At 37.6% G+C, this 24,706-nt stretch carries 31 protein-coding genes; 28 read left to right on the top strand and 3 right to left on the bottom strand.

Annotated features, from left to right (window positions below; genetic code table 11):
• The first annotated feature begins 24 nt into the window (after window positions 1–24).
• The 5 genes from FS608_RS02220 (at window position 25) to FS608_RS02200 (ending at window position 2,902) form a co-directional block, all read left to right on the top strand.
• Window positions 25–729: an ABC transporter ATP-binding protein gene (locus tag FS608_RS02220; protein WP_144547642.1), complete on the top strand. Its 705-nt coding sequence runs from the start codon at window positions 25–27 to the stop codon at window positions 727–729.
• On the top strand, window positions 726–1,406 hold the full coding sequence (locus FS608_RS02215; protein WP_144547641.1) for a heme exporter protein CcmB: 681 nt from the start codon (window positions 726–728) through the stop codon (window positions 1,404–1,406). Before FS608_RS02220 ends, FS608_RS02215 begins: the two co-directional genes overlap by 4 nt.
• A gap of 3 nt (window positions 1,407–1,409) precedes the next feature.
• Window positions 1,410–2,171, top strand: a complete 762-nt coding sequence (locus tag FS608_RS02210) for a cytochrome c biogenesis protein (RefSeq protein ID WP_144547640.1) — start codon at window positions 1,410–1,412, stop codon at window positions 2,169–2,171.
• A gap of 12 nt (window positions 2,172–2,183) precedes the next feature.
• Window positions 2,184–2,315 (top strand): CcmD family protein, encoded by a 132-nt coding sequence (locus tag FS608_RS02205; RefSeq protein ID WP_144547639.1) that lies wholly within the window; start codon window positions 2,184–2,186, stop codon window positions 2,313–2,315.
• 77 nt (window positions 2,316–2,392) lie between these two features.
• Window positions 2,393–2,902, top strand: a complete 510-nt coding sequence (locus FS608_RS02200) for a TlpA family protein disulfide reductase (protein WP_144547638.1) — start codon at window positions 2,393–2,395, stop codon at window positions 2,900–2,902.
• Between the two features lie 43 nt (window positions 2,903–2,945).
• Here FS608_RS02200 and FS608_RS02195 read toward each other — a convergent pair whose 3' ends face one another.
• Window positions 2,946–3,623 (bottom strand): SIMPL domain-containing protein, encoded by a 678-nt coding sequence (locus FS608_RS02195; RefSeq protein WP_144547637.1) that lies wholly within the window; start codon window positions 3,621–3,623, stop codon window positions 2,946–2,948.
• Between the two features lie 211 nt (window positions 3,624–3,834).
• On the opposite strand from FS608_RS02195, the gene spoIIIAA reads away from it, so the two are divergent.
• The 22 genes from spoIIIAA to spo0A all read left to right on the top strand — a co-directional run bounded on the left by spoIIIAA (window position 3,835) and on the right by spo0A (window position 23,468).
• The gene (gene spoIIIAA, locus FS608_RS02190) at window positions 3,835–4,758 is read left to right on the top strand and encodes a stage III sporulation protein AA (RefSeq protein WP_144547636.1); all 924 of its coding nucleotides are present in this window, start codon (window positions 3,835–3,837) and stop codon (window positions 4,756–4,758) included.
• The gene (gene spoIIIAB / locus FS608_RS02185) at window positions 4,759–5,274 is read left to right on the top strand and encodes a stage III sporulation protein SpoIIIAB (RefSeq protein WP_144547635.1); all 516 of its coding nucleotides are present in this window, start codon (window positions 4,759–4,761) and stop codon (window positions 5,272–5,274) included.
• Between the two features lie 11 nt (window positions 5,275–5,285).
• Window positions 5,286–5,489 carry a stage III sporulation protein AC gene (gene spoIIIAC / locus FS608_RS02180; protein ID WP_007084610.1) on the top strand — a complete coding sequence of 68 codons (204 nt, stop codon included), beginning with the start codon at window positions 5,286–5,288 and terminating at the stop codon, window positions 5,487–5,489.
• A 25-nt stretch (window positions 5,490–5,514) separates the two neighbouring features.
• Entirely contained in the window at window positions 5,515–5,895 is a 381-nt protein-coding gene (gene spoIIIAD, locus FS608_RS02175; protein WP_144547634.1) for a stage III sporulation protein AD, read from the top strand.
• 31 nt (window positions 5,896–5,926) lie between these two features.
• Window positions 5,927–7,126 carry a stage III sporulation protein AE gene (gene spoIIIAE / locus FS608_RS02170; protein ID WP_144547633.1) on the top strand — a complete coding sequence of 400 codons (1,200 nt, stop codon included), beginning with the start codon at window positions 5,927–5,929 and terminating at the stop codon, window positions 7,124–7,126.
• 11 nt (window positions 7,127–7,137) lie between these two features.
• Window positions 7,138–7,767: a stage III sporulation protein AF gene (gene spoIIIAF, locus FS608_RS02165; protein WP_144547632.1), complete on the top strand. Its 630-nt coding sequence runs from the start codon at window positions 7,138–7,140 to the stop codon at window positions 7,765–7,767.
• The gene (spoIIIAG, locus tag FS608_RS02160) at window positions 7,760–8,413 is read left to right on the top strand and encodes a stage III sporulation protein AG (RefSeq protein WP_144547631.1); all 654 of its coding nucleotides are present in this window, start codon (window positions 7,760–7,762) and stop codon (window positions 8,411–8,413) included. The genes spoIIIAF and spoIIIAG overlap by 8 nt, the downstream gene beginning before the upstream one ends.
• Before the next feature lie 15 nt (window positions 8,414–8,428).
• Complete coding sequence (locus FS608_RS02155) at window positions 8,429–8,998, top strand: SpoIIIAH-like family protein (RefSeq protein WP_144547630.1); 570 nt, start codon at window positions 8,429–8,431, stop codon at window positions 8,996–8,998.
• Between the two features lie 252 nt (window positions 8,999–9,250).
• Entirely contained in the window at window positions 9,251–9,763 is a 513-nt protein-coding gene (gene accB, locus FS608_RS02150) for an acetyl-CoA carboxylase biotin carboxyl carrier protein (protein ID WP_144547629.1), read from the top strand.
• A gap of 18 nt (window positions 9,764–9,781) precedes the next feature.
• Window positions 9,782–11,137: an acetyl-CoA carboxylase biotin carboxylase subunit gene (gene accC / locus FS608_RS02145; protein ID WP_144547628.1), complete on the top strand. Its 1,356-nt coding sequence runs from the start codon at window positions 9,782–9,784 to the stop codon at window positions 11,135–11,137.
• An 18-nt stretch (window positions 11,138–11,155) separates the two neighbouring features.
• The gene (locus FS608_RS02140; RefSeq protein WP_144547627.1) at window positions 11,156–11,566 is read left to right on the top strand and encodes an Asp23/Gls24 family envelope stress response protein; all 411 of its coding nucleotides are present in this window, start codon (window positions 11,156–11,158) and stop codon (window positions 11,564–11,566) included.
• 223 nt (window positions 11,567–11,789) lie between these two features.
• A complete protein-coding gene (gene nusB, locus FS608_RS02135) occupies window positions 11,790–12,188 on the top strand; it encodes a transcription antitermination factor NusB (RefSeq protein WP_144547626.1) in 399 nt (132 codons plus the stop codon).
• A gap of 37 nt (window positions 12,189–12,225) precedes the next feature.
• Window positions 12,226–13,083 carry a bifunctional methylenetetrahydrofolate dehydrogenase/methenyltetrahydrofolate cyclohydrolase FolD gene (gene folD, locus FS608_RS02130; protein WP_144547625.1) on the top strand — a complete coding sequence of 286 codons (858 nt, stop codon included), beginning with the start codon at window positions 12,226–12,228 and terminating at the stop codon, window positions 13,081–13,083.
• A gap of 93 nt (window positions 13,084–13,176) precedes the next feature.
• The gene (xseA, locus tag FS608_RS02125; protein ID WP_144547624.1) at window positions 13,177–14,535 is read left to right on the top strand and encodes an exodeoxyribonuclease VII large subunit; all 1,359 of its coding nucleotides are present in this window, start codon (window positions 13,177–13,179) and stop codon (window positions 14,533–14,535) included.
• Window positions 14,477–14,758 (top strand): exodeoxyribonuclease VII small subunit, encoded by a 282-nt coding sequence (locus tag FS608_RS02120; protein ID WP_144547623.1) that lies wholly within the window; start codon window positions 14,477–14,479, stop codon window positions 14,756–14,758. Before xseA ends, FS608_RS02120 begins: the two co-directional genes overlap by 59 nt.
• A gap of 3 nt (window positions 14,759–14,761) precedes the next feature.
• A complete protein-coding gene (locus FS608_RS02115) occupies window positions 14,762–15,655 on the top strand; it encodes a polyprenyl synthetase family protein (RefSeq protein WP_144547622.1) in 894 nt (297 codons plus the stop codon).
• A gap of 188 nt (window positions 15,656–15,843) precedes the next feature.
• Complete coding sequence (gene dxs / locus FS608_RS02110) at window positions 15,844–17,739, top strand: 1-deoxy-D-xylulose-5-phosphate synthase (RefSeq protein WP_144547962.1); 1,896 nt, start codon at window positions 15,844–15,846, stop codon at window positions 17,737–17,739.
• Between the two features lie 3 nt (window positions 17,740–17,742).
• The gene (locus FS608_RS02105) at window positions 17,743–18,582 is read left to right on the top strand and encodes a TlyA family RNA methyltransferase (protein ID WP_144547621.1); all 840 of its coding nucleotides are present in this window, start codon (window positions 17,743–17,745) and stop codon (window positions 18,580–18,582) included.
• Between the two features lie 162 nt (window positions 18,583–18,744).
• Complete coding sequence (ahrC, locus tag FS608_RS02100) at window positions 18,745–19,194, top strand: transcriptional regulator AhrC/ArgR (RefSeq protein WP_026563645.1); 450 nt, start codon at window positions 18,745–18,747, stop codon at window positions 19,192–19,194.
• Between the two features lie 15 nt (window positions 19,195–19,209).
• Window positions 19,210–20,928, top strand: a complete 1,719-nt coding sequence (gene recN / locus FS608_RS02095) for a DNA repair protein RecN (protein ID WP_144547620.1) — start codon at window positions 19,210–19,212, stop codon at window positions 20,926–20,928.
• Window positions 20,929–21,102: 174 nt separating this feature from the next.
• A complete protein-coding gene (gene spoIVB, locus FS608_RS02090; protein WP_144547619.1) occupies window positions 21,103–22,392 on the top strand; it encodes a SpoIVB peptidase in 1,290 nt (429 codons plus the stop codon).
• Window positions 22,393–22,676: 284 nt separating this feature from the next.
• A complete protein-coding gene (spo0A, locus tag FS608_RS02085) occupies window positions 22,677–23,468 on the top strand; it encodes a sporulation transcription factor Spo0A (RefSeq protein WP_144547618.1) in 792 nt (263 codons plus the stop codon).
• Between the two features lie 85 nt (window positions 23,469–23,553).
• Here spo0A and FS608_RS02080 read toward each other — a convergent pair whose 3' ends face one another.
• On the bottom strand, window positions 23,554–23,691 hold the full coding sequence (locus FS608_RS02080) for a YycC family protein (protein WP_144547617.1): 138 nt from the start codon (window positions 23,689–23,691) through the stop codon (window positions 23,554–23,556).
• A gap of 37 nt (window positions 23,692–23,728) precedes the next feature.
• Here FS608_RS02080 and FS608_RS02075 point away from each other — a divergent pair, with 37 nt between their 5' ends.
• Window positions 23,729–24,457 (top strand): glycerophosphodiester phosphodiesterase, encoded by a 729-nt coding sequence (locus FS608_RS02075; protein WP_144547616.1) that lies wholly within the window; start codon window positions 23,729–23,731, stop codon window positions 24,455–24,457.
• A 10-nt stretch (window positions 24,458–24,467) separates the two neighbouring features.
• Here FS608_RS02075 and FS608_RS02070 read toward each other — a convergent pair whose 3' ends face one another.
• Window positions 24,468–24,701, bottom strand: coding sequence for a DUF2627 domain-containing protein (locus FS608_RS02070; protein WP_144547615.1), 234 nt, complete (start codon window positions 24,699–24,701; stop codon window positions 24,468–24,470).
• Between the last annotated feature and the right edge of the window lie 5 nt (window positions 24,702–24,706).

Below are 24,706 nucleotides of genomic sequence, written 5' to 3'. Positions count from 1 at the left end.
CAGCTGGGATGGGAGAGACTGCAAATGATAGAAATAAAAAAGCTAACCAAGCAAGCCGATAATAAACTTATCTTGCGAGGTGTAGACCTTTTAATAAATAAAGGAGAAACCGTTGCTATACTCGGACCCAATGGTGCAGGGAAAAGCACACTTCTTAAAGTCCTGGCAACCTTAATAAAACCTACATCAGGACTGATAAAGGTTAATGGTTTGGATTTGAAAAAAAATCATATAAAAATAAAAAAAATAATGGGTTATTTACCCCATTCCAGTTTGCTTTATGATCATTACACACCGTTAGAAAATATTGTATTCTTCGGAAATATTTATGGTGTTAAAAATGTTGAACAACGAGCAACGGAGCTTGTTAAAGAGGTAGGATTATCATTCTTTTTGAATGAACCTGTAAAGAACTTCTCACGCGGGATGATTCAAAGGATTGCTATCGCAAGGGCAATCGTTCATGAACCAGAAATACTCTTATTGGACGAACCGCACACCGGGTTGGACCAAGGGGCGATTGGAATTCTGAACAACGTGATTCTGTCTATGAAAGCAAAAGGGACGACTACCTTGATGGTAACGCATGATTTTAAACAAGCGGCTGAAATCTGCGACAGGATTATTATTGTTAAAAATGGAAAGATTGTCGATGATTTTAACATTGAAAATCAAAACTTAGGATATGTTTCTGAAAAATATGAACAATTAGTGGAGGGAGTATCATGAACCTTTTTCGAACAGCCCTCTTACTAGCTAAAAAGGATCTATATTCCGAGCTTAAAACAAAGCAGATAATGGTCACACAAATGATATTTGCTGGTCTGGTGATTGTGGTTTTTAGCTTTGCCTTTGACCCTGCTAATAATACTACCAAAGCAGTTATTCCTGGAGTCATCTGGGTAATTATCGTTTTTGCAGGAATATTAGGTCTGAACCGGTCATTTATATCAGAGCAGCGGAATGATACGATGCAAGGATTATTGGTGGCACCAATGGAGGCAGCCGGCATTTATTTAGGAAAGTTTTTCTCAAATTTTACGATGATGCTGATCGTAGAACTTGTTTCGATCCCGTTTTTGTTCCTATTATTTGATTTCAAATTCTATGGAAGCATTCCATATTTTATCTTAGTAGTTTTCCTGGGAAGTTTTGGATTTATCGCCATCGGTACCTTCCTAGCTGCATTGGCAGCGAATTCTAAAAGCAGTGAAATGCTGCTTCCGCTATTGCTGTTTCCGATTACAACACCTATCTTAATCGGTGTGGTTCAAGCAACAAGAATCATCCTAACCAACATGGAGAAATTTTCAAGTGCCGTGGCGTGGATTCAGTTGGTTACAGCGTACGATGTTATCTTCTTTGTTGTTTGTTTCTTATTAATAGATTATGTGCTGGAGGTTTAAGTGATGAGTATGAATCTCGAACGGGAGAAGGCAGTGCTTTCTGGAACCGAATTAACTGTTAAAAAGAGCCTGGATCTGTCAAAGATTTTATTTGTTGCGACAGTTATATCTATGCTGGTTGCCCTGTATTTTATCTTTATCTTTGCTGCTGAGGAAGTAACGATGGGTGCTGCCCAAAAAATCTTTTATTTTCATGTAAGCTCTGCATGGCTTGCATTCATGGCATTCTTTGTAACATTTGTATTTAGTATTTTGTTTTTAATCAAGCGGAAAAGAATATTTGACACCTATGCCTATATTTCTGCGGAAATTGGTGTTGTGTTTACAATTATCGTTTTAACGACAGGTCCGATTTGGGCTAAATCTTCCTGGAATACTTGGTGGGTGTGGGAACCGCGGTTAATTACAACGTTGATTCTATTTTTCATCTATATTGCCTACATTATGATACGACAAATGGATGGAGTTTGGGATAAAAAAGCTAGGCTGGCTGCTGTATTCGGAATTATCGGGTTTGCTGACGTTCCAATTGTATTCTTCGCAATTCGCTGGTGGCAAACAAAGTTTCACCCAATTGTATTTGGTGAGGGACCTTCCCAAAAAGGTGGAGGTATTGAAGGTACCATGTTAATAGCCCTGTTTGTTTCACTTGCAGCATTTACCATTCTTTATTCTTACCTTCTTCATAAAGGTGTTTCTTTTGAAAAAATGAAACTTAAAGTTGAGCGGTATAAAGAAAAATTACGAGAAGACATGGAAAAATAGGAGGAATTAATCATGGGATTTGAATTTATGTATAGTGCGTATTCAGTGGCGTGGGTTGTTATTTTTTCATATATGCTAATTCTTGGTAAGAGACATACAAAATTGAAGAAAGAAATTGAATTCTTAAAACAACTGGAAAAATAGTTAGGATTTAAATTAGGGCCTGTGTAGAATTTGCAGGCCTTTTGCATAGAACCTTAGTGGTGTCAGGAGGAAATACGATGAACAAGCGGGTCATTAAATTACTCGTATTGATTCTTATTGTAGGTATGTTCGGTTTCTTTGGTTATAGTTTAGTAACAAAAGGAAAACATACAGATGTAGGGGATAAAGCTTATAATTTTTCACTGCCAAATTTGGATGGAAGTACAACCAAACTCAGTGATTTTAAGGGAGAAGTTGTAATCTTGAACTATTTTGCATCATGGTGCGCTCCGTGTAAGGAAGAGTTACCGGAATTAGAATCGTTTCAAAAAGAATATGGGGAAAAGTATAATTTTCTTATGATTAATCGCGGCGAGACCATGGATAAGATTAATAAAGTAACAGAGAAAAATAAAGCAGGAATGAATTACTTATTCGATTATAATGCCAAGGTCTCCAAAATGTATAATGTGACAGGGCAGCCTGAAACCTTTGTGATTGATAAGCAAGGAGTCATTAGAGAGCATTTTAATGGTCCAGTGACAGAAATGCAATTATATAATTGGGCAAAGAAATACGACAATTAACCACATAAAAGGATTGAACCATAAAAATTGGTTCAATCCTTTTTTAATGTGAAGGGGTAAATTTAAAATCTGCGATTACATCTGCTCTGACTTTTATTTGTCCTGGCTCTAATGGTGTGGAAGCCATTCCTTTCACGAAGGTTGCAGACTGATTAAATACAGGCTGGACCGTACTTCCTCCTTCAACGATTAGAATTGGTGTAGGTATTAACGCTACCTTTATAGTGCTTGCAATGGTTTTAGCTTTTTCAGTGGCATTATTTACTGCAAGAACTAAGGCCTGCTGATAAAATAAATCTTTGTTTTTTGCAGTAAATTGAACATTAGAGACGTAGTTTACCCCGTTTTGAACAGCAGTGTCTACCACATTTCCGATTATGGATAAATCATCTATTATTACCTTCAAAATATGAGTTATTTTATAGCCGCGAAAAATTTGTTTTCCTTGATCAAAATCATACTCGGATTCAATTCGATAATCGAAGGTTTGAATATGATTTTTTGGTATGCCCAGTGCAATAAGTGAGTTGATTACCTTAGTTGCTTCGGCAGAGTTCTGCTGTTGCGCTGTGATTAATTGTTTACTTTCAGTAATTATCCCCAAGTTCACTGAAGCCGAGTCAGGCTGTACGTCTATTTCTCCCTCACCCAATACTTTAATTAAGTTGCCCTTGTGTGGGTGTCCATTACGGTCAAGGGAAGGTGAATTGAAATTGTACACTTTTTAGCGCCTCCTTCATGAATATACATTCCTAATGAATACGGTTTACCTTATGATACGTTCCGAATATTAATTCCTGTTAACTTATCAAACTTTGTTCTAGCAATAACTAGGATATTGAAAAAGAATTGACAGATTTGAAAGTCATAATGTGACCAAGCAGGCATACATTTTAAATAATGAGAAATGTAAATTTGAGGAGGTTGCACACGTGGAAAAAATCCTAAATTTCTTACCAAAAAAAATAGCAGACATAATCAGCAAAATCCCTCCCAACCAAAAAGAAGAATTAGAAGAAATTCGTATTCGCATCAATCGCCCAATTGAAATAACAATGAAAGGGAAACCCAGATTTTTATCCTATATTATCCAACCAGAAGATGCTATTCATCTAATGAATAAAATCAGTCATTTCTCCATCTATACACTTGAAGAGGAGCTTAAACAGGGGTTTATAACTGTATCTGGAGGACATCGGATTGGGCTTGCTGGCAAGGTAATCCTTGAGGGTGGCAAGGTGAAGGCGATTAGGGATATCTCCTCTTTTAATATACGGATTGCCAGGGAGAAGGTAGGGATAGCAGAACCGCTTATACCATACATCTTTCAAGGCAGTTGGATGCATACCATGGTGATTGGACCGCCCCAAACAGGTAAAACGACATTACTGCGTGATATTGCAAGAATTGCTTCCTCAGGATTCAGTGTAAGGGGGATAGAGTCAAGTAAGGTCGGAATTGTAGATGAACGAAGTGAAATTGCCGGTTGTGTTAATGGGATCCCGCAATTGACCTTTGGTGACCGTTTGGATGTATTAGATGCCTGTCCGAAAGCTGAAGGAATGATGATGATGATCCGTTCTATGAGTCCAGATATATTGGTAGTGGATGAAATCGGCCGGAAAGAAGATAGTGAGGCGATCCAAGAGGCTGTTCATGCAGGAATCACTTTGATGATGACCACTCATGGGACGAGCATTGAAGAAGTAAAGAACAGACCATCTCTACGATATATTCTCGAACAAAAAATCTTTCAACGCTTTATTGTTCTAAATAGGTCATCGGGCCCGGGGACAATTGCACATATTTTAGATGCAAATGGTAATGAAATGAATCAAAAAGTGAGAGTGACATAAATGATTAAGCTAATAGGAGCGGTTTTCATCATTGTCGCGACAACCTGGATTGGATTTGAGATTTCCAGACGCTTTAGTGAACGGCCAAGACAACTCAGAGCGTTAAGGTCTGCACTTCAATCACTTGAAGCAGAAATTATGTACGGTCATACACCGTTACATGAAGCTGCCCGAAGGTTAGCCGACCAATTATCCAAACCACTTTCGACCTTTTTTGAAGCTTTTTCCAAAAAATTAACGGACACTGAGACAACGGTTAAAGAAGCCTGGGAAACAAGTTTAAGAGATATATGGAGTTCTACAGCTTTAAAACAAGGAGAATTTGAGATTATGAAGCAATTTGGGGAAACCCTAGGCCGGCATGATCGTATCTCCCAGCAAAAACACATTATGCTGACACTGACACATCTTGAAAGAGAAGAGGCAGAAGCGATTCAAGCACAAGCAACATACGAAAAAATGGTAAAGAGCCTGGGATTCTTGTCAGGATTATTACTGATTATTTTATTATTTTAGGGGGAAAAGCAATGGGGTTAGAAGTGGATATCATATTTAAAATTGCAGGTGTGGGAATCGTGGTAGCCTTTTTGCATACTGTTTTGGACCAAGTGGGGAAAAAGGAATACGCTCAGTGGGTCACGTTATTTGGGTTCATTTATATATTATTTCAGGTAGCTTCCATTGTAGACGATCTCTTTCAAAAAATTAAATCAGTATTTTTATTTCAATGAAAGGAGGGGCCCTAAGATTGAAATCATAAAAATCGTCGGCATAGCACTCGTAGCAACTTTTCTCGCTTTAATTGTGAAGGAACAAAAGCCAAATTTTGCTTTTCTCTTAGTCGTCTTTGTAGGCTGTGTTATTTTTCTCTTTTTAGTAGATAAAATATATGAAATTATTCATATGCTTGAAAAACTGGCAGTGAATGCAAATGTGAATATGGTTTATATTGAAACGATTCTTAAAATCATAGGAATTGCGTATATTGCCGAATTTGCGGCCCAGATTACCAAGGATGCAGGTCAGGGAGCACTCTCCTCTAAAATTGAGATAGCTGGAAAAATTATTATACTTGCAATGGCTATTCCGATATTAACTGTATTGATCGAAACAATCATCAAGCTGATTCCGAGTTAATGACATACCCGAAAAAGAGGTGTAGAAAAAGTTGAAGCAGCGATTGCAGTTTATTCCTATTATCATTCTCCTATTCTTTTTTTTATTGATTCCAAGTGTACAAGCTGCTGAAGAGGGTAAAGACCAATCCAATCCACTTTCCCCTCAGGAGTTGGTTGATGAACAGCTCAAATCGCTCGATATCACAGAACTTAAACAATTTTGGGAGGACATCAAGTATAAGTACGGGGGCTTCCTTCCAGAAAGTCAGAAAGGCAGTTTGTATGACTTTATTAGTGGTGAGAAAAAATTTTCTTTAAAACAATGGGGATTGGGAATAGTAAAATTTGCCTTTCATGAATTTGTTGCAAACGGTAAATTACTAGGGTCATTGATTATGTTAACCATTTTTAGTATGTTCCTTCAGTCGATGCAAAATGCTTTTGAGAAAAGCGCCATTAGCAAAGTTGCCTATTCGATCGTTTATATGGTGTTAGTCATTATTGCACTAAATAGCTTTCATATCGCAATCAGTTATACAAATGAGGCAATCGGTTCGATGATCTCGTTTGTGCTTGCTCTTGTCCCACTTTTACTTGCATTAATTGCAGCATCAGGAGGCCTGATTTCAGCAGCCTTTTTTCATCCGGTGGTATTATTTCTAATGAATATGAGCGGATTATTTATGCAGTATATCATTCTGCCACTCCTTTTTCTAGCTACACTTTTGAGTATTGTGAGTACAATGTCCGACCAATATAAAGTGTCACAATTAGCAGCGCTGCTAAGAAACTGGAGTATTGGGTTAATGGGACTCTTTTTAACTGTGTTCCTGGGTGTTGTCTCAGTACAGGGAGCTTCAGCTGCTGTTTCAGATGGAATAACAATCAGGACAGCGAAGTTTGTGACAGGAAATTTTATTCCTGTCATCGGCAGGATGTTTACAGATGCTACGGATACGATCGTTAGTGCATCAGTCCTGTTAAAAAATACGGTAGGTATTGCTGGGGTAGGAATCTTACTTATTATCGTAGCCTTTCCGGCTATTAAAATATTAATGATTGCCTTTATTTATAAATTTGCAGCTGCAATTTTACAGCCGTTAGGCGGCGGTCCCATTATTACCTGTCTAGACATTATTAGTAAAAGTGTCATATATGTTTTCGCTGCATTGGGAATTGTGTCACTTATGTTCTTTTTATGTGTAACAGTTATTGTAGCAGCTGGAAATCTGACGATGATGATCAGATAGGGGGGAGAAAAATGGATTTTTTAATAGAGTGGGTAACGAATATTATTCTCTTTATCTTACTAGCAACGGTAATTGATATGCTCCTCCCAAATTCAAGTATGCAAAAATATACGAAAATGGTGACAGGGCTCCTCTTAATTGCGATTATTCTAACCCCAATCTTTAAATTGATCTCCAAGGATTTTGAAACTGCACTTGGATCTATCCCTTCATATCAAGCCCCTGGAGAAAAAAATATGAAAAATTCAATAGATTTGAAGAAAAAAGAAATACAAGCATTACAACATGCATATATTTTAGAAGAAATGGCTGTCCAACTGGAAAAGGACGTGAAAGAGGAGTTGATGGAACAATACGGATTGGAGATAGCGAAAATTGACCTAGCTACAAATGAAGAAAGCGACCAAGCATTCCCTGAAAACCTCCAAAAGGTTATGGTTCTTCTGAAACAACCAGAAAACGAAGTGAAGACAGTCGAAGCAATTAAACAAGTTGAAATTAACACAGAAACACCTCTTCCATCTAAAAGCTCAACAGAAGAAACTGAAAAAATAGCCGCTTTTCTTTCGCAAAAATGGAATGTGACCGAAAAAACAGTTGAAGTTTCGATTGAAGGGGGGATTAATAACAAAAATGGATAATAAAAACCAGGGGCCATTTTCATGGCTTAAAAAGGTGCTGAAAATCGAAGGCAATTCTGAAAAAAAGCCAGGAAAATACCAATATATGATTGTTGTTTTATGCATTGGTGCAGCCTTTATGCTTGTTGGCAATATTGTTTTCAAAAAAAACCCGAGTTCAGCAGATATCCCGGTTACAGCCAGTGATAAGGTCGATGCCGAAGACGTACCTGCCTTTGGTCTAAACAAGAGTTCAGGCAATAAGGCCGTGTCCGAATATGAAGAAAAATATGAAAGTCAACTAAAAAAAGCCCTCCAGCAAATGTTAGGGGTAAATGATGTTACAGTTGTCGTCAATATCGATTCAACAGATAAAAAGGTCCTAGAAAAAAATAGGGTTTCCAAATCACAAACGACAGAAGAAACAGATCGAGAAGGCGGAGAACGTAAAGTTCAAGAGGCCTCAACAGATGAGCAGCTAGTCATCATCCGTGATGGCGAAAAAGAGGTTCCTATTGTGGTAGAAACAAAAAAGCCAGAAATTCGAGGAGTCCTTGTCGTAGCGAAAGGCGCTGAGAATATTCAAGTTAAAAAGTGGATTGTAGAAGCCGTTACACGCGCCTTAGATGTACCAAGCCATCGGGTAGCAGTAATGCCTAAAAAATAAAAGGGGTGTTTTTATATGTTATTGAAAAAACAAACAGTTTGGTTATTAACGATGTTAAGTCTAGTTGTAGTATTATCAGTTTATTACATTACTTCACCAGAGCAGAAGAGTAATGATCTTGCAGCTATACAGCAAGATGCCAAGGAGCAAAATAAAGGAAAAACAACTACAAAAACAACAACAAAAACAGAAGCTAAGGATGACAAAACAATTGTATCAACTGTAGCCGGTGATCAAGAATTTGAAGAACTTCGTATGAAGTTAGATGACCTAAGGAGTCAACAGCAAGAGGATTTAACGACGGAGCTTGCCTCGACTGACCTACCAGCAGTCGAACGCAGCAAAGTAAAGGACCAAATGGATAAATTGAATCAAACAGCACAAAAAGAAGAAATTCTTGAAACCCTAATTAAAACAATGGGCTATGAAGATGCATTAGTCAGAGCAGATGGTGAGGAAGTAAGAGTTACCGTTAAATCTAAGAATAAGCCTTCTGCAACTGAAGCAAATAAAATCATCCTACAGGTGAAAAAAGAAATTGGTGAAACCAATTATGTAGCAGTTGAATTTCAGCCAACTAAATAAGTTACGATCAAAAGGAAAGTCACCGACTTTCCTTTTTTTTTGCTAGAGGTCCAGTAAATAGGGTAAAATGATATGCTGTGAGACATCCACTGTCCAAAATTTCCTTTTGTTCATAAAAAATATTAAGATAGAGGTATAAGACAGAGGATGGGATATTCTATGGTGAAAATATACATCATTGAACTTTCACTAGATATTATCGTATAGTTATAGTAGTTAGTCATAATTTTTTTGTATGAGGGGTGTAACGCAATGTTAAAAGTTCAAGAAATTCGCGAATTAATAAAATTGGTGGACCAATCTAGTATTGATGAGTTCGTATATGAAAACGAAGGTTCAAAAATTAAAATGAAAAAAAATGTTTCGGCTACATATGTTTCACAAGTTAGTGCTGCTCCATCTGTCATTGAAGCTGTACCAACTCCAGTAGCACCAATTGTTCAAACTGCGACACCATCCGTTGCAGTTCAGGAAGTAAGCCAGGAAGTTCTAAAGCAAGAAACTGTGAAGGAAGCAGATACAACAAATCTTCATAAAATTGTATCTCCTATGGTTGGAACTTTCTATGCTTCACCAACTCCAGATGCTGACGTCTATGTGAAACAAGGATCGACTGTAACAAAAGATTCTATTGTATGCATTGTTGAAGCAATGAAATTATTCAATGAGATTGAGGCAGAAATTGACGGAGAAATCGTTGAAATCCTTGTTAAAAATGGTCAATTAGTAGAATACGGACAGCCTTTATTTTTAGTAAAACCTTAAGTTAGGAGCGATAACAGGATGATAAAAAAACTGTTAATTGCAAACAGAGGGGAAATTGCAGTTAGAATTATTCGTGCATGCCGTGAAATGGGAATTGAATCGGTAGCTGTTTTTTCTGAAGCAGACCGAGAAGCATTACATGTTCAGCTTGCAGACGAGGCCTACTGCATAGGACCAACTTCATCAAAAGACAGTTATTTAAATGTAACAAATATTATTAGTGTAGCGAGGTTAACAGCTTGTGATGCTATCCACCCAGGTTATGGGTTCTTAGCAGAAAATGCTGATTTCGCCGAGCTTTGCCGGGAATGCAATATTACATTCGTCGGTCCAAGCCCTGAAGCGATTACAAAAATGGGTACAAAGGATATTGCAAGGGAAACCATGCGAGAAGCCGGTGTTCCAATTGTCCCAGGATCAACTGGGATTATTAACGACATCGATGAGGCGCTTGAACTTGTGAAAAAAATCCAATATCCAGTAATTATTAAAGCAACAGCGGGCGGAGGCGGCAAAGGGATTCGCGTTGCCAAGAACGAACAGGAATTAGTAAAAGGCATTAGTATCACACAGCAAGAAGCGATGACAGCCTTTGGAAATCCTGGTGTCTACATTGAAAAATATATTGAGGATTTTCGTCATGTTGAAATCCAAGTCCTTGCAGACTCCTATGGTAACACCATTCATTTAGGAGAAAGAGACTGTTCCATTCAACGGAGACTCCAAAAGCTTCTTGAAGAAACGCCTTCTCCAGCATTAGATGGGGAAATACGAGAAGAAATGGGAACTGCGGCTGTAAAAGCTGCAAAAGCAGTTGATTATTCTGGTGCCGGCACGGTAGAATTTATATATGACTACCGCAATCGTAAATTTTATTTTATGGAAATGAACACACGCATCCAGGTGGAACATCCTGTAACGGAAATGGTCACTGGAATAGACCTCATCAAAGAACAAATCCGCGTGGCTTCTGGAGAAAAATTAAAGTTAAAACAGAAGGATGTAACTTTTACTGGCTGGGCAATCGAGTGTCGGATTAATGCCGAAAACCCGGAAAAGAATTTTCTCCCGTCCGCTGGAAAAATCAACATGTATCTTCCACCAGGTGGATTTGGTGTACGTATTGACTCAGCAGCATATCCGGGGTATACCATTCCGCCATATTACGATTCCATGATTGCGAAAGTCATTGCATATGGCGCAAGCAGGGAAGAGGCAATTTCAAGAATGAAACGTGCTTTAAGTGAATTTGTTGTAGAAGGTATCCATACAACTATTCCATTCCATTTAAAACTGCTCGATCATGAAAAATTTGTAGAAGGCGGCTTTAATACAAAATTCTTGGAATTGTATGATGTGATGAAGACTAATTAATATCTGGAGGTGTTTTTGATGAGTGAATTTAGTGTCTTGGAAATGGATCAAGGCAATAACGGACTCGGGAAAGTTGAAATTGCTCCTGAAGTGATTGAAGTTATTGCGGGCATTGCTGCTTCTGAAGTGGAAGGTGTCGCTGCGATGCGTGGGAATTTCGCAACTGGTGTGGTTGAACGTTTAGGGAAAAAAAACCACGGAAAAGGCGTTAAAGTAGAACTAACCGAGTCAGGAATAAAAGTTGATGTTTATTGTATGATGAAGTTTGGAATATCCATTCCATCTGTTGCAAGTAAAGTTCAAGATAATATTCGGCAAGCATTGCTGAATATGACTGCTCTAGATGCTGAGGAAGTAAACATTCATGTGGTGGGCATACAATTTGAAAACCAAAAGAATGAACCAGAGATTATTGACACAGAAGTCTAAATTTTGGAAACCAAAGGAGTTTATTCCTTTGGTTTTTCTATTTTTGGAATATAGTTTTAAATAAAAGTGCTTACATATTGGAAAAATAACAAGGTTAGAGTGCGAATCATTTTTAGTTATGCTATTATCGTTAATGTGAAAACTATTCCATGACTTATTACTATTGATGTGTATGAAAAATAGACAAAATTTAATTAATTTCTCTAAAGGAGTTAAAGGTATAATGAAAAGAAGAACAGCAAGGGAAAAGGCACTGCAGGCACTTTTTCAAATTGATATAAGTAATACAGAGCCTTCAGACGCAATTGAACATGTATTGGAAGGAGAGGCGGGTGACGAATATCTAACTAGACTTGTTCTAGGGGTAATCGAGCAAAAAGCCGAAATTGACAATTTAATCAGTGAAAATCTAGAAAAATGGTCGATGGACCGCTTAGCAACAGTTGATCGAAATTTATTAAGAATAGCTGCCTATGAAATGAAGTTCTTCCGAACGGAAATTCCAGAAAATGTCATTATGGATGAAGCCATTGAAATAGCAAAAATTTATGGAGATGACCAATCAAGTAAGTTTATTAATGGTGTACTATCAAAGGTTAAACATAAGCTTCTAAACAATTAAGGATTGAGAATTAACAATAGCAAAGGGTGAAGAGAAAATGACTGCTTTAATTATAAATGGAAAAGAAATTGCAGAAAAGAAAAGAATGGAAATAGCTGAAGAAGTTAGCAGGATAAAAAATCTTGGGGTTACTCCTGGACTTGCCGTGATCCTTGTCGGAAATAACCACGCTTCTCGGACATATGTAACAAATAAAGAAAAGGCCTGTAAAGAACTTGGAATGAATTCTGTTTTAATTGAATTGCCAGAGGAAATTTCCGAAGAGGAATTACTATCTAAAATTGATGAGTTAAATAGGGATACTAATATTCACGGAATCTTAGTTCAGTTACCTATTCCTAAACATATTGATGAGAAAAAAGTGATTGAATCGATTTCTCCATTTAAAGATGTTGATGGATTCCACCCAATAAATATTGGCAGAATGATGACAGGCCAGAATGCCTTCCTACCATGTACTCCTTATGGAATTATGGTCCTACTAGAAGAGACAGGTATTTCAATAGCAGGGAAGCATGTTGTAGTGGTAGGGAGAAGTAATATTGTCGGCAAGCCGGTTGGACAATTATTTCTTAATCAGCATGCGACTGTTACATATTGTCATTCGAAAACAAAAGATCTAAAGTTCCATACGAATCAAGCGGATATCCTGATTGCTGCTGTTGGGATAGCTAACTTTATCAAAGCTGAGCATGTAAAAGATGGTGCTGTCGTCATTGATGTAGGTATTAACCGTAATGAAGCCGGAAAGCTTTGTGGTGATGTTGATTTTGCTGAAGTCTCCGAAAAAGCCGGATACATTACACCTGTTCCTAAAGGTGTGGGGCCGATGACAATAACGATGCTTATGTATAACACCCTAAAATCTGCTGCAGAAAGCCTTGATCGCAATTAGAGGTAGGAATTGTCCTTATCTGATTTTTTAGATAAGGACTGTTTTTCGCTAATAGAAGTATTTTTTAATTATTGGGTAAAAAAGGAGTTACATATGCAGGAACAAAGATATTTAACTGTGAATGCTCTAACCAAGTACATAAAAAGAAAATTTGATGCAGACCCGCATTTACGAGATGTGCATGTAAGAGGTGAAATTTCAAATTTTAAACAGCATTCGAGTGGACATATGTATTTTACCTTAAAGGATGAAAAAGCCCGTATACTTGCCGTGATGTTTTCGAGTCACTCCCGGACGATGAAATTCACCCCAGAAAATGGAATGAAAGTGATCGTAAAAGGTGAAATTTCGGTTTATGAACCAAGTGGTCAATATCAAATTTATATAAAAGAAATGCTTCCAGATGGAATTGGGGAATTGTTTTTAGCATATGAACAGCTAAAACAAAAACTTGAATTAGAAGGATTATTTGCGCTTCAGGCAAAAAAGACAATACCAATGTATCCAAAAACAATTGGTGTGATTACTTCCCCAACAGGGGCTGCTATAAGAGATGTCATTACAACCATTAAAAGGCGATATCCTATTGCAAAAATCCTTGTCTTCCCTGCCCTCGTACAGGGGGAAAATGCGGCACCTTCCATTGCTAAAGCTATCTCTAAAGCAAATAGTATGACTGGAATTGATGTGCTAATTGTGGGACGGGGCGGAGGTTCCATTGAGGAATTGTGGGCTTTTAATGAAGAACTCGTTGCACGTACAATATTTTCTTCAGACATTCCTATCATTTCAGCCGTTGGACATGAAACTGATTTTACTATTGCAGACTTTGTTGCAGATTTACGTGCACCGACTCCAACTGGTGCAGCTGAACTTGCAGTTCCGCATATTGATGAGTTAATGGAAAGAGTCTTGCAACGGCAAACTCGCCTTCTTCGTACAATGAAAGGGAAATTTCAGTTAGAAAAAGAACGGTTAACACGTGTCCAAAAATCATATGCCTTTCGTTATCCGCATCGTCTATATGAACAAAAACTAGAACAGGTTGATAAACTAACTGAATTGCTTGTCCGCGGGGCGTCTAGGTTGTCCCAAATTAAAAAAGGGCAACACGAAATTCTTCATAAACGCCTGCAGAGGAACCATCCGAACCAATCTTTACAGGAAGCAAATAAGCGATTAGATCTTACTAATAAAGAAATGAAACGTGCCATGCTCCAAGTATTTTCAAAAAAACAAACTGAATTTGAACGAATTCTTTCCACCCTTGGGGCATTAAGCCCTTTAAAAATTATGGAACGTGGCTATAGTTTAGCATATTCGGAAGAGAACAGACTGATAAAAAGTATTCATCAAGTGAATATGAACGAACAAGTTCAGATTCAATTAACAGATGGCAGTCTATTTTGTAAAGTTGAGAATATTAAGGAGAGCGAAAAACGTGAAGACTGAAAATAAACTATCCTTTGAAGAAGCAATGACTAAATTAGAGCAAATTGTGGATAAGCTCGAAGAAGGTGATGTACCTCTAGAAGAAGCAATTATCTTCTATAAAGAAGGTATGGAGTTGTCCAAACTTTGCCATGATAAATTAAAAAGTGTTGAAGACCAATTAACACAGATTATTACGGAGGACGGTCGGACAGAGAGTTTTACCATTGACGAGGAGGTATAAGACTTGGGAACCGGGTTATTAGATGTATTTGCACAAGAACATAAACTTCTGCTTGATTCGGAGCTTAGGACTCTGGTTAATAAGCTTGATGCCCCTCCTATCATTAAGGAATCGATGATTTATTCCCTTGAAGCAGGTGGCAAACGTATACGGCCGCTATTACTATTCGCTACTTTAGACGCATTTGGAGTAGAGCCGCAAAAGGGGCTTCTTGCTGCTTCGGCTATAGAGATGATCCATACATATTCTCTCATACATGACGATTTGCCAAGCATGGATAATGATGATCTAAGAAGAGGAAAACCGACAAATCATAAAGTTTTTGGTGATGCAATAGCTATATTAGCTGGAGATGCATTATTAACTTATAGTTTTGAGGTAATAGGGAAAATTCCGCCTGAGATTGCATCGGATGCAACGAAACTAAAATTAGTGATTGAAATAGCAAAGGCTGCAGGAACAGAAGGAATGGTTGGCGGCCAAGTGGCTGATATGGAAGGAGAAGGGAAATCCTTAACCTTAGAAGAACTTGAGTATATACACATCCATAAAACAGGAAAGTTGCTAAGGTTCAGTGTTCTTGCAGGAGCGATTATGGCAGGTGCATCTCAAGATCAATTAGAAAACCTCTCAGCGTTTGCGCATCACCTAGGTCTCGCTTTTCAAATTCAGGATGATATTCTTGATTTAGTTGGGAATCAACAATTAATGGGGAAGCCTGTAGGCAGCGATACCAACAATCATAAAAGTACTTATCCGCAGTTGTTAACACTAGAAGGGGCAACTGCAGCATTGCATAAACAAATCAATCTGTCAAAGAAATATTTAGGCATGACAGGATTGAATACAAACCTACTTTTGGAAATAACTGATTTAGTTGCTTCAAGAGACCATTAATATACGGAATTTGAGGCATTGAAATAAGTGTGTTATAATTATTTTCATTGTAGAAAACGTTGTCAATGCCGTTATCACTCAAGTGTTAGCGGCTATTTTTTAATCAAAGTTAAATTTTCTGAATGTGTCCTTTTTACACAGCTACTAAACAGAGAATGCATAAACGTATGAAAGTGAGTGGTCCAAAAATGGATCTATTATCAATAAAAGACCCGTCCTTTTTAAAAGGCATGTCGAATACCGAATTGGAGGCTTTAAGTCAAGACATCCGAAAGTTTTTGATTGAAAAGCTGTCTGTTACTGGAGGCCATATTGGACCAAATTTGGGTGTTGTTGAATTAACTATTGCTTTACATAAATGTTTTAACAGTCCTACAGATAAGATTATTTGGGATGTGGGACATCAATCCTATGTTCATAAAATTTTAACTGGCAGGGCTTGTGAGTTTGATACATTGCGGCAGTATAAAGGATTATGCGGATTCCCAAAACGAACTGAGAGTGAGCATGATGTATGGGAAACTGGTCATAGTTCTACATCTCTTTCGGCGGCGATGGGAATGGCTATAGCTAGAGATTTAAAAAAGGAAAAATCTTTTGTAATTCCTGTGATCGGAGATGGTGCCTTAACTGGTGGAATGGCGTTGGAAGCCTTAAATCATATTGGTCACGAGAAGAAAGATATGATTGTTATTTTAAATGATAACGAAATGTCCATCGCGCCTAATGTTGGTGCTGTTCATAATATCCTTGGCCAATTACGTACAGCTGGAAAGTACCAATGGGTTAAAGATGAATTGGAAGTACTGCTGAAAAAAGTACCTGCAGTGGGTGGGAAATTAGCTGCAACTGCTGAGCGAGTGAAAGACAGCCTTAAATATTTATTTGTTTCAGGAATGTTTTTTGAGGAATTAGGATTTACCTATCTGGGGCCAATTGATGGTCATAACTTTGAAGCGTTATTTGAAAACTTCAGCTATGCCAAAAAGACAGAAGGCCCAATCCTTCTGCACGTCATTACTAAAAAAGGAAAAGGGTACCAACCAGCGGAAAGTGACAAAACAGGAACATGGCATGGAACTGGACCATATAAAATGGACACAGGCGCTTTCGTTAAGCCCGCAAAAACTCCACCGCCAGCTTGGAGCAGTCTTGTGAGTGAAACCGTTCGAAAGCTTGCCCGAACTGATGACCGAATTGTTGCGATTACGCCTGCGATGCCTGTTGGTTCTAAGCTCGAGGGCTTTGCTAGTGAATTCCCTGAGAGAATGTATGATGTTGGGATCGCTGAGCAACATGCTGCCACAGTAGCTGCTGGTTTAGCTACACAAAATATGAAACCTTTTCTTGCTATATACTCAACCTTTTTACAACGAGCCTATGACCAAGTTGTTCATGATATATGCAGACAAAATTTAAATGTCTTTATGGGGATCGACCGTGCTGGATTGGTTGGTGCTGACGGTGAAACCCATCAAGGTGTATTTGACATTGCTTTTCTAAGACATGTCCCTAATATGGTGTTAATGATGCCGAAGGATGAAAACGAAGGCCAACATATGGTATACACCGCACTGAATTATAATGATGGCCCTATTGCCATGAGATTTCCACGTGGAAATGGACTTGGGGTTCCAATGGATCAGGAATATCATAATATTCCAATTGGTACATGGGAGGTTCTTAAAGAAGGCGATGATGCAGCTATCTTAACCTTTGGAACCACTATATCGATGGCGTTAAAAGCTGCTGAGATCCTTGAAAAGAGAAGGGTATCCGTTAAGGTTGTAAATGCCCGTTTTATTAAGCCGTTGGATGAAAAAATGCTTACTGATCTTCTTGCAAAAAATTTGCCGATTCTCACCATTGAAGAGGCTGTTTTACAAGGCGGTTTCGGGAGTGCAATTCTTGAGTTTGCACAAAACCATGGCTTTTATCACTCACACATAGACAGAATCGGAATACCGGACCAATTTATCGAACATGGGGATGTTGACTCCCTTCTTGAAGAGATTGGTTTAACAACCGAAGAAGTAGTCAAAAGGGTTTCCATTCTAGCAAGAAAAAAACAACAAAGGGCTTAACAAATGAAAAATAAAGAACGGTTAGATGTATTACTAGTAGAAAGAGGTTTAATCGAAACAAGGGAAAAGGCCAAGCGGTCGATTATGGCAGGGCTTGTTTATTCCAATGAAGAGCGGTTGGATAAACCTGGAGAGAAAGTCAAAATTGATATCCCGCTTTCTATAAAAGGAAAAGTGCTTCCATATGTTAGCCGTGGGGGATTAAAGCTTGAGAAGGCCTTAAAAGTTTTCGATGTCAGTGTTGCAGATAAAGTGCTCTTAGACATTGGATCGTCTACGGGAGGCTTTACAGATTGTGCACTTCAAAATGGAGCAAAGATGTCCTATGCCTTGGATGTAGGTTATAATCAGCTCGCCTGGAAACTTAGACAGGATGAACGAGTTGTGGTGATGGAAAGGACAAATTTCCGTTATGTCACACCTGCTGATTTGATAGGAGAAATGCCGAATTTCGCTACAATTGATGTATCCTTTATCTCGCTAACTTTAATCTTGCCTGTTTTAAAAACGCTTTTAGTCACTGGAAGTGATGTTGTGGCGCTAGTAAAACCACAATTTGAAGCTGGACGTGAACAGGTTGGGAAAAAGGGAATTGTCCGAGATGAGAAAGTGCATCTTCAAGTAATTGATAAAATCATAAATTTTGCGATCCAACAAGGTTACACGATTAAAAACTTATCCTTTTCACCAATTACTGGTGGTGATGGGAATATTGAATACTTGCTTCACTTAAAATGGGAAGGGGAACGAGAAACGGGCGATAATCAATTACCTGTAACGCCGGTTGAAATTGTAAAGGAATCCCATTTAGAATTTAAAACAAAACAAAATTCAGAGGGATAGGCAAATGCTTATCCTTTTCTTCGTATTCAAGGCTCTTATTCAAAAGGTAAGATTTTTAAGAAAAAATGTACAAGTTTATGAAAATCGGCTAACATATGGGTAGAAGCACGTATTGGTACATAATAGATAGATAAATGTTTTTAATGATTATGGGGTGAGACAATGAATAAAGGCCAACGTCATATTAAAATAAGAGAAATTATTGCAAGTAACGACATAGAGACACAAGATGATTTAGTGGATGAACTGAAGAATGCGGGCTACAATATAACCCAAGCCACGGTTTCAAGGGATATTAAGGAATTACATCTTGTTAAAGTTCCCTTAAGCGATGGAAGGTATAAATACAGCTTGCCGGCCGACCAAAGATTTAATCCATTACAAAAATTAAAAAGATCATTAATTGATGCATTCGTGCGAATTGATTCAGCTGGTCACTTGCTGGTCATGAAGTGCTTACCAGGTAATGCAATGGCCATAGGTGCATTAATTGATAATCTGGATTGGGAAGAAATATTAGGAACCATTTGCGGTGATGATACCATGTTAATTATTTGCCGAACTCCAGAGGATACTGAAGTTATCACAAATCGGTTCCTAGATATGCTTTAATTGGGGGAATGTTCCTTGTTAGCAGAATTATCTATTAAAAACTTCGCTATTATCGAAAACTTGTCTGTAACTTTTTCAAAGGGATTAACGGTTTTAACGGGAGAGACTGGGGCAGGAAAATCAATCATTATTGATGCCATTCACTTATTAGTGGGCGGCAGAGGGTCTGCAGAATTTGTCCGGCATGGCGAAGAGAGGGCCGAAATTGAAGGGCTTTTCCAGCTAGATGACAGTAAACATCCTGTCATTTCTAAAGCTTTAGAATTTGGAATCGACATTGATGAAGGAATGGTTATTTTACGACGAGATATATCCCATTCGGGTAAAAGTATTTGCCGGGTGAATGGGAAGTTAGTGACGATTTCCACACTTAGGGAAATTGGATCAACACTGGTTGATATTCACGGACAGCATGAGCATCAAGAATTAATGGATGAGTCGAGACACTTAACATTGCTAGATCAATTTGGTGCGGATGATATTTACCCTTCACAAGCGGAATACCATCAAGTTTTTCGACGCTATGAGCAAACCTTACAAAGGTTAAAATCATTAAGTGAAAATGACCAGCAGACGGCCCACCGGCTGGATCTCATTTCATTTCAATTGGATGAAATCCAAAATGCTAATTTAAAGATTAATGAAGATGAAGAACTGTTTGAAGAAAAAAGAAAACTAAATAATTTCGAACGAGTTTTCGAAGCCCTGCAATCGAGTCATACGGCTTTACAGGGGGAACAAAAGGGACTTGATTGGATTAGTATGGTCATGGGGCATCTTGAGGATGCTGCTACTATTGATAACGCATATAAGGACATGTATGAAGCTGTATCAAATAGCTATTACCAATTGGAGGATGCTGCACGATCCTTAAGAACAGAATTAGATGCATTGGAGTTCGATCCGCAGCGATTGCATGAAATTGAAGATCGCCTAAATGAAATAAATCGGCTTAAACGGAAATACGGCAAAACAATTGATGAAATAGTAGAATACGCAGGTAAAATTGAAGAGGAAATTGAAACATTACAAAATAAAGAAACGCATATAAGCGAATTAGAAAAAGAATTAGCCTCGATAAAAAAAGACTTATTGCTTGAAGCAAAGCAATTAACAGAAATTCGTCTGAAATGGGCAGATAAACTTACAAAGTTAATACATAAAGAGCTAAAAGAATTGTATATGGAGAAAACAGTTTTTGAAATTCGCTTTGAAACTAATACCATGCAGTTTACCAAAAATGGAGTGGATCATGTCGAATTTTATATTTCCACAAATCCTGGGGAGCCATTAAAGCCCCTGTCAAAAGTTGCATCAGGAGGGGAATTATCACGAATTATGCTGGCTCTAAAAAGTATTTTCTCCCAGCATCAAGGCGTGACATCGATTATTTTTGATGAAGTTGATACGGGGGTCAGCGGCAGAGTTGCTCAGTCAATTGCCGAGAAAATCTATAAAGTGGCAAGTCTTTCCCAGGTGTTATGTATTTCGCATTTGCCACAAGTTGCTGCAATGGCCGATACCCACTTGTTTATTTCCAAAATAATTAAAGGTGGAAGAACAAAGACGTCTGTAACTCCTTTACAGGTTGAAGATAAAATCAATGAAATTGGTCGGATGATATCTGGATCTGAAATAACCGATCTCACTAAAAAACATGCTGAAGAATTATTATTTTTAGCCGCAGAAAGTAAGAAAAGTGGAAGCGGAGCACTGACACGACTAAATCGTTAGATATTTTTCCATTCAGAAAAGCAATAATTACTATATTTTTAATAAAAATTGTAATGCTATCCATTTTGGGTAGCTTTTTTATGTTGAACCAAGTTATAAATGATTGTCAAGGAGGCAAAATTATATATGTAGCCATTTAAGTGTAATGAAAAGAAGCGAGGAGAGTGAAAAAATTTGAAGTTAGAACTAATTAGAAAGATTATTGGTGGAATTCTCCTTGTTTCATTAATTAGCCTTATTTTTTTTCAGCCTATACAGCAATATCTCGCGATACCCAAGACTATTACGGTTTTCGAAGGACAAGACTATACTTTTCAAAAGGCTGTACCGGTATCAGCCTCTTTGGTTTCTCAAAATTCAAGTATCACTTTGGATGAAGGAAGTAACTCGGTTTCAATGACAGCATCAAAAAATGGTAAAAATGAAATGCTGTTAGAGTATGCGGGGATTCCGATAAAAAAGGTGGATGTCCGCGTTTTAAAAGATTTTAGGGTTATACCAGGTGGACAGTCGATTGGAGTAAAGTTAAATACCGTGGGCGTATTGGTAGTGGGTCACCATTTAATCAATACCATATCGGGAAAAAAATCTCCAGGTGAAATAGCAGGGATTAAAATTGGGGATATCATTACAGAAATAAATGGCAATAAAATAGAAAAGATGACAGATGTAGCACCATTTGTGCAAACTGCAGGCCAAGAAGGAAAAGCGCTCGACATGGTTATTAGTCGAGAGAGTGGAAAATTTACTACAAAACTAACCCCATTAAAAGACAAAGGTGAAAACATCTATAAGCTCGGTTTATATATTAGAGATTCTGCTGCAGGAATTGGAACAATGACATTTATTCACCCACAATCAAAAAAATATGGTGCTCTAGGGCATGTAATATCTGATATGGATACAAAACAACCGATCGTTGTAGAGGATGGACAAATTGTCCGTTCAACTGTTACCTCCATTGAAAAAGGGAGTAACGGAGACCCAGGTGAAAAGCTTGCACGGTTTTCTTCGGACCGTGAAATTGTTGGGAATATACAAAAGAATAGCCCATTTGGAATTTTTGGAGAAATGGTTAAAGAATTAAAAAATGGTGTTATGGATAAACCACTGCCGATTGCCTTATCGCATCAGGTAAAAGAAGGACCTGCCAAAATATTAACGGTTGTAAACAATGACCGAGTTGAAGAATTTGATATTGAAATCGTTAGCACAATCCCGCAAAAGTTTCCAGCAACCAAAGGCATGGTAATCAAAGTAACTGACCCTAAACTCCTTAAGAAAACAGGAGGAATTGTTCAAGGGATGAGCGGAAGCCCAATTATTCAAGATGGAAAACTAATTGGCGCTGTTACACATGTCTTTGTTAATGATCCAACCTCAGGATATGGGGTACACATCGAATGGATGTTAGATGAAGCTGGAATTAACATATATGAAATGCCGAAAAATAAAGCAAGTTAACATTGGGAGCAAAATAGGAAAAATCCCTATTTTGCTTTTTTTACATAAATTCTTTTCGACAAAAATAACCCAAATTTTAGAAAGTGCGCGTTTTAAGTCGAAAATACGAGAAAAACAAAGAAAAGTTAAGATTTTATCACTATTTTAAGAAATATTAAAAAAATGAGAGGAATTTTTGTTGCATTGTCGAATTTCTAATTTAGAATATAATTAAGACAATACAACTGATTAGGAAGATAAGTTGAAATAGAGTTTATGATTTGAACCCTGAGGAGGAACTGGAAGTGAAGAAAATTAAAGTATGTGTCGTTGATGACAATAGGGAACTAGTAGGATTATTAGAGGACTTTATTTCGTCCCAGGATGATATGGAAGTGGCAGGGATTGCTCACAATGGTCAGGAATGTTTAGAAATGTTAGCGCAAACCGATCCTGATGTTCTAGTGTTAGATATTATCATGCCTCACCTAGATGGTTTAGCTGTACTAGAGCGCCTCCGTGAAATTAAAAAAGGAGTTTTGCCAAATGTAATTATGTTAACCGCATTTGGACAGGAAGATGTTACGAAAAAAGCGGTTGAACTTGGTGCATCGTACTTTATTTTGAAACCATTTGATATGGAAAATCTAGGCAGCCATATTAGACAAGTTAGTGGAAATACTAACTCGTTTACCCGAAAATCAACAACCACCACATACCGTACTCAAACTGAACAAAAACCTAAAAACTTAGACGCCAGTATTACAAGTATCATTCATGAAATTGGTGTCCCAGCCCATATTAAAGGGTACTTATATTTACGAGAAGCCATCTCAATGGTTTATAATGATATCGAACTTTTAGGTTCCATTACGAAAGTGTTGTATCCAGATATCGCTAAAAAATATAACACGACCGCAAGTCGTGTAGAACGGGCCATCCGCCATGCGATTGAAGTTGCATGGAGCCGTGGGAATATTGATTCCATTTCCTCTTTGTTCGGATATACAGTGAGCATGTCCAAGGCAAAACCAACCAATTCCGAGTTTATTGCAATGGTTGCTGACAAGCTCCGTCTAGAGCATAAAGCATCTTGAAAAGAATAATAATGAATGAAAGCCTTCATCGTAGAAATGAAGGCTTTTCTTTTACTTTTAAAATTTGATCAAACATTTTAGAAATTTACTTCTTTTCGTTCTCCAATTCCATCAGTTTTTGAATAAGAATATGTTGAGGCATATGCATAAGCTGTTCTATCGGAACATTTAATTTTTGGGAAAGCTTTATGGCCGTTTCAGGTGATAACTGTAAGGGTTTCATTTATAATCCTCCTATATTTAAGTTGGGAAGTGAAGAGATGACTCAGATTTTTGCGCACCGTGGTTATTCCGCTTCTTTTGCCGAAAATACACTAACAGCCTTTATAGAAGCAGAAAAAGCCGGAGCTGACGGATTAGAATTGGATGTACAGTTAACTAAGGACGGAGAAATAGTTGTCATCCATGATGAAAAAGTTGATCGAACAACGACTGGGAAAGGGTTTGTAAAAGATTTTTTATATAAAGATCTTAGAAAATTGAATGCAAATAAAAAAAACAACAAGATTGAACCAATCCCCGCATTAGAGGAAGTGTTTGAATGGCTATGTACAAATAAATTGTTATGTAACATTGAACTCAAAAATGGACTCATTCCATATAAAGGAATGGAAGAAAAAGTCATTCAGCTTATTTACAAATATAAGTTAGTGGATAGAATTATTATTTCCTCTTTTAATCATTATAGTATCGTCTATACCTACAGTATAGCACCAGAAATAGAAACAGCCCCTTTATTTCTTGAGGGAATTTACATGCCATGGGTTTATGCCAAAGCAATTCGAGCAAAAGGGATTCATCCCAAACACTCTGCTATATCTGATGAAATTATCATTAAAACTATTGAAAATGGTATTGCCGTACGACCTTATACCGTAAATAAAGAAGTGGATATGCAGCGCCTTTTTAATATTAATTGTACGGCATTTATTACTGATGACCCAGTTAAGGCGTTAAAAATACGAAAGCAATTTGAAAAGAGACCTTAAAGGCCTCTTTTTATTTTTTAAATCTCTTTTGAACTTTGCTTCTTTTTCGATCGCGATGGAAAATAAATCCTGCGACAAAGCCTAGTCCTCCAACAAAAAAGATTAATCCAGTTAGAAATTGAAGTAATAAATTAGGAAATGGTGCTTGTACTATTCCGAATAACATATCACGCATTAATTTAATGCCAATAGCAGCTAGGATACCGGGAATTAATACAATCAAGAGGGCAATAATTCGCTTCATAAATA

This window comes from Bacillus sp. X1(2014) (assembly GCF_007678255.1).
The sequence above is the reverse complement of the archived record's forward strand: the minus strand, read 5'-3'. Positions and strand labels throughout refer to the sequence as shown.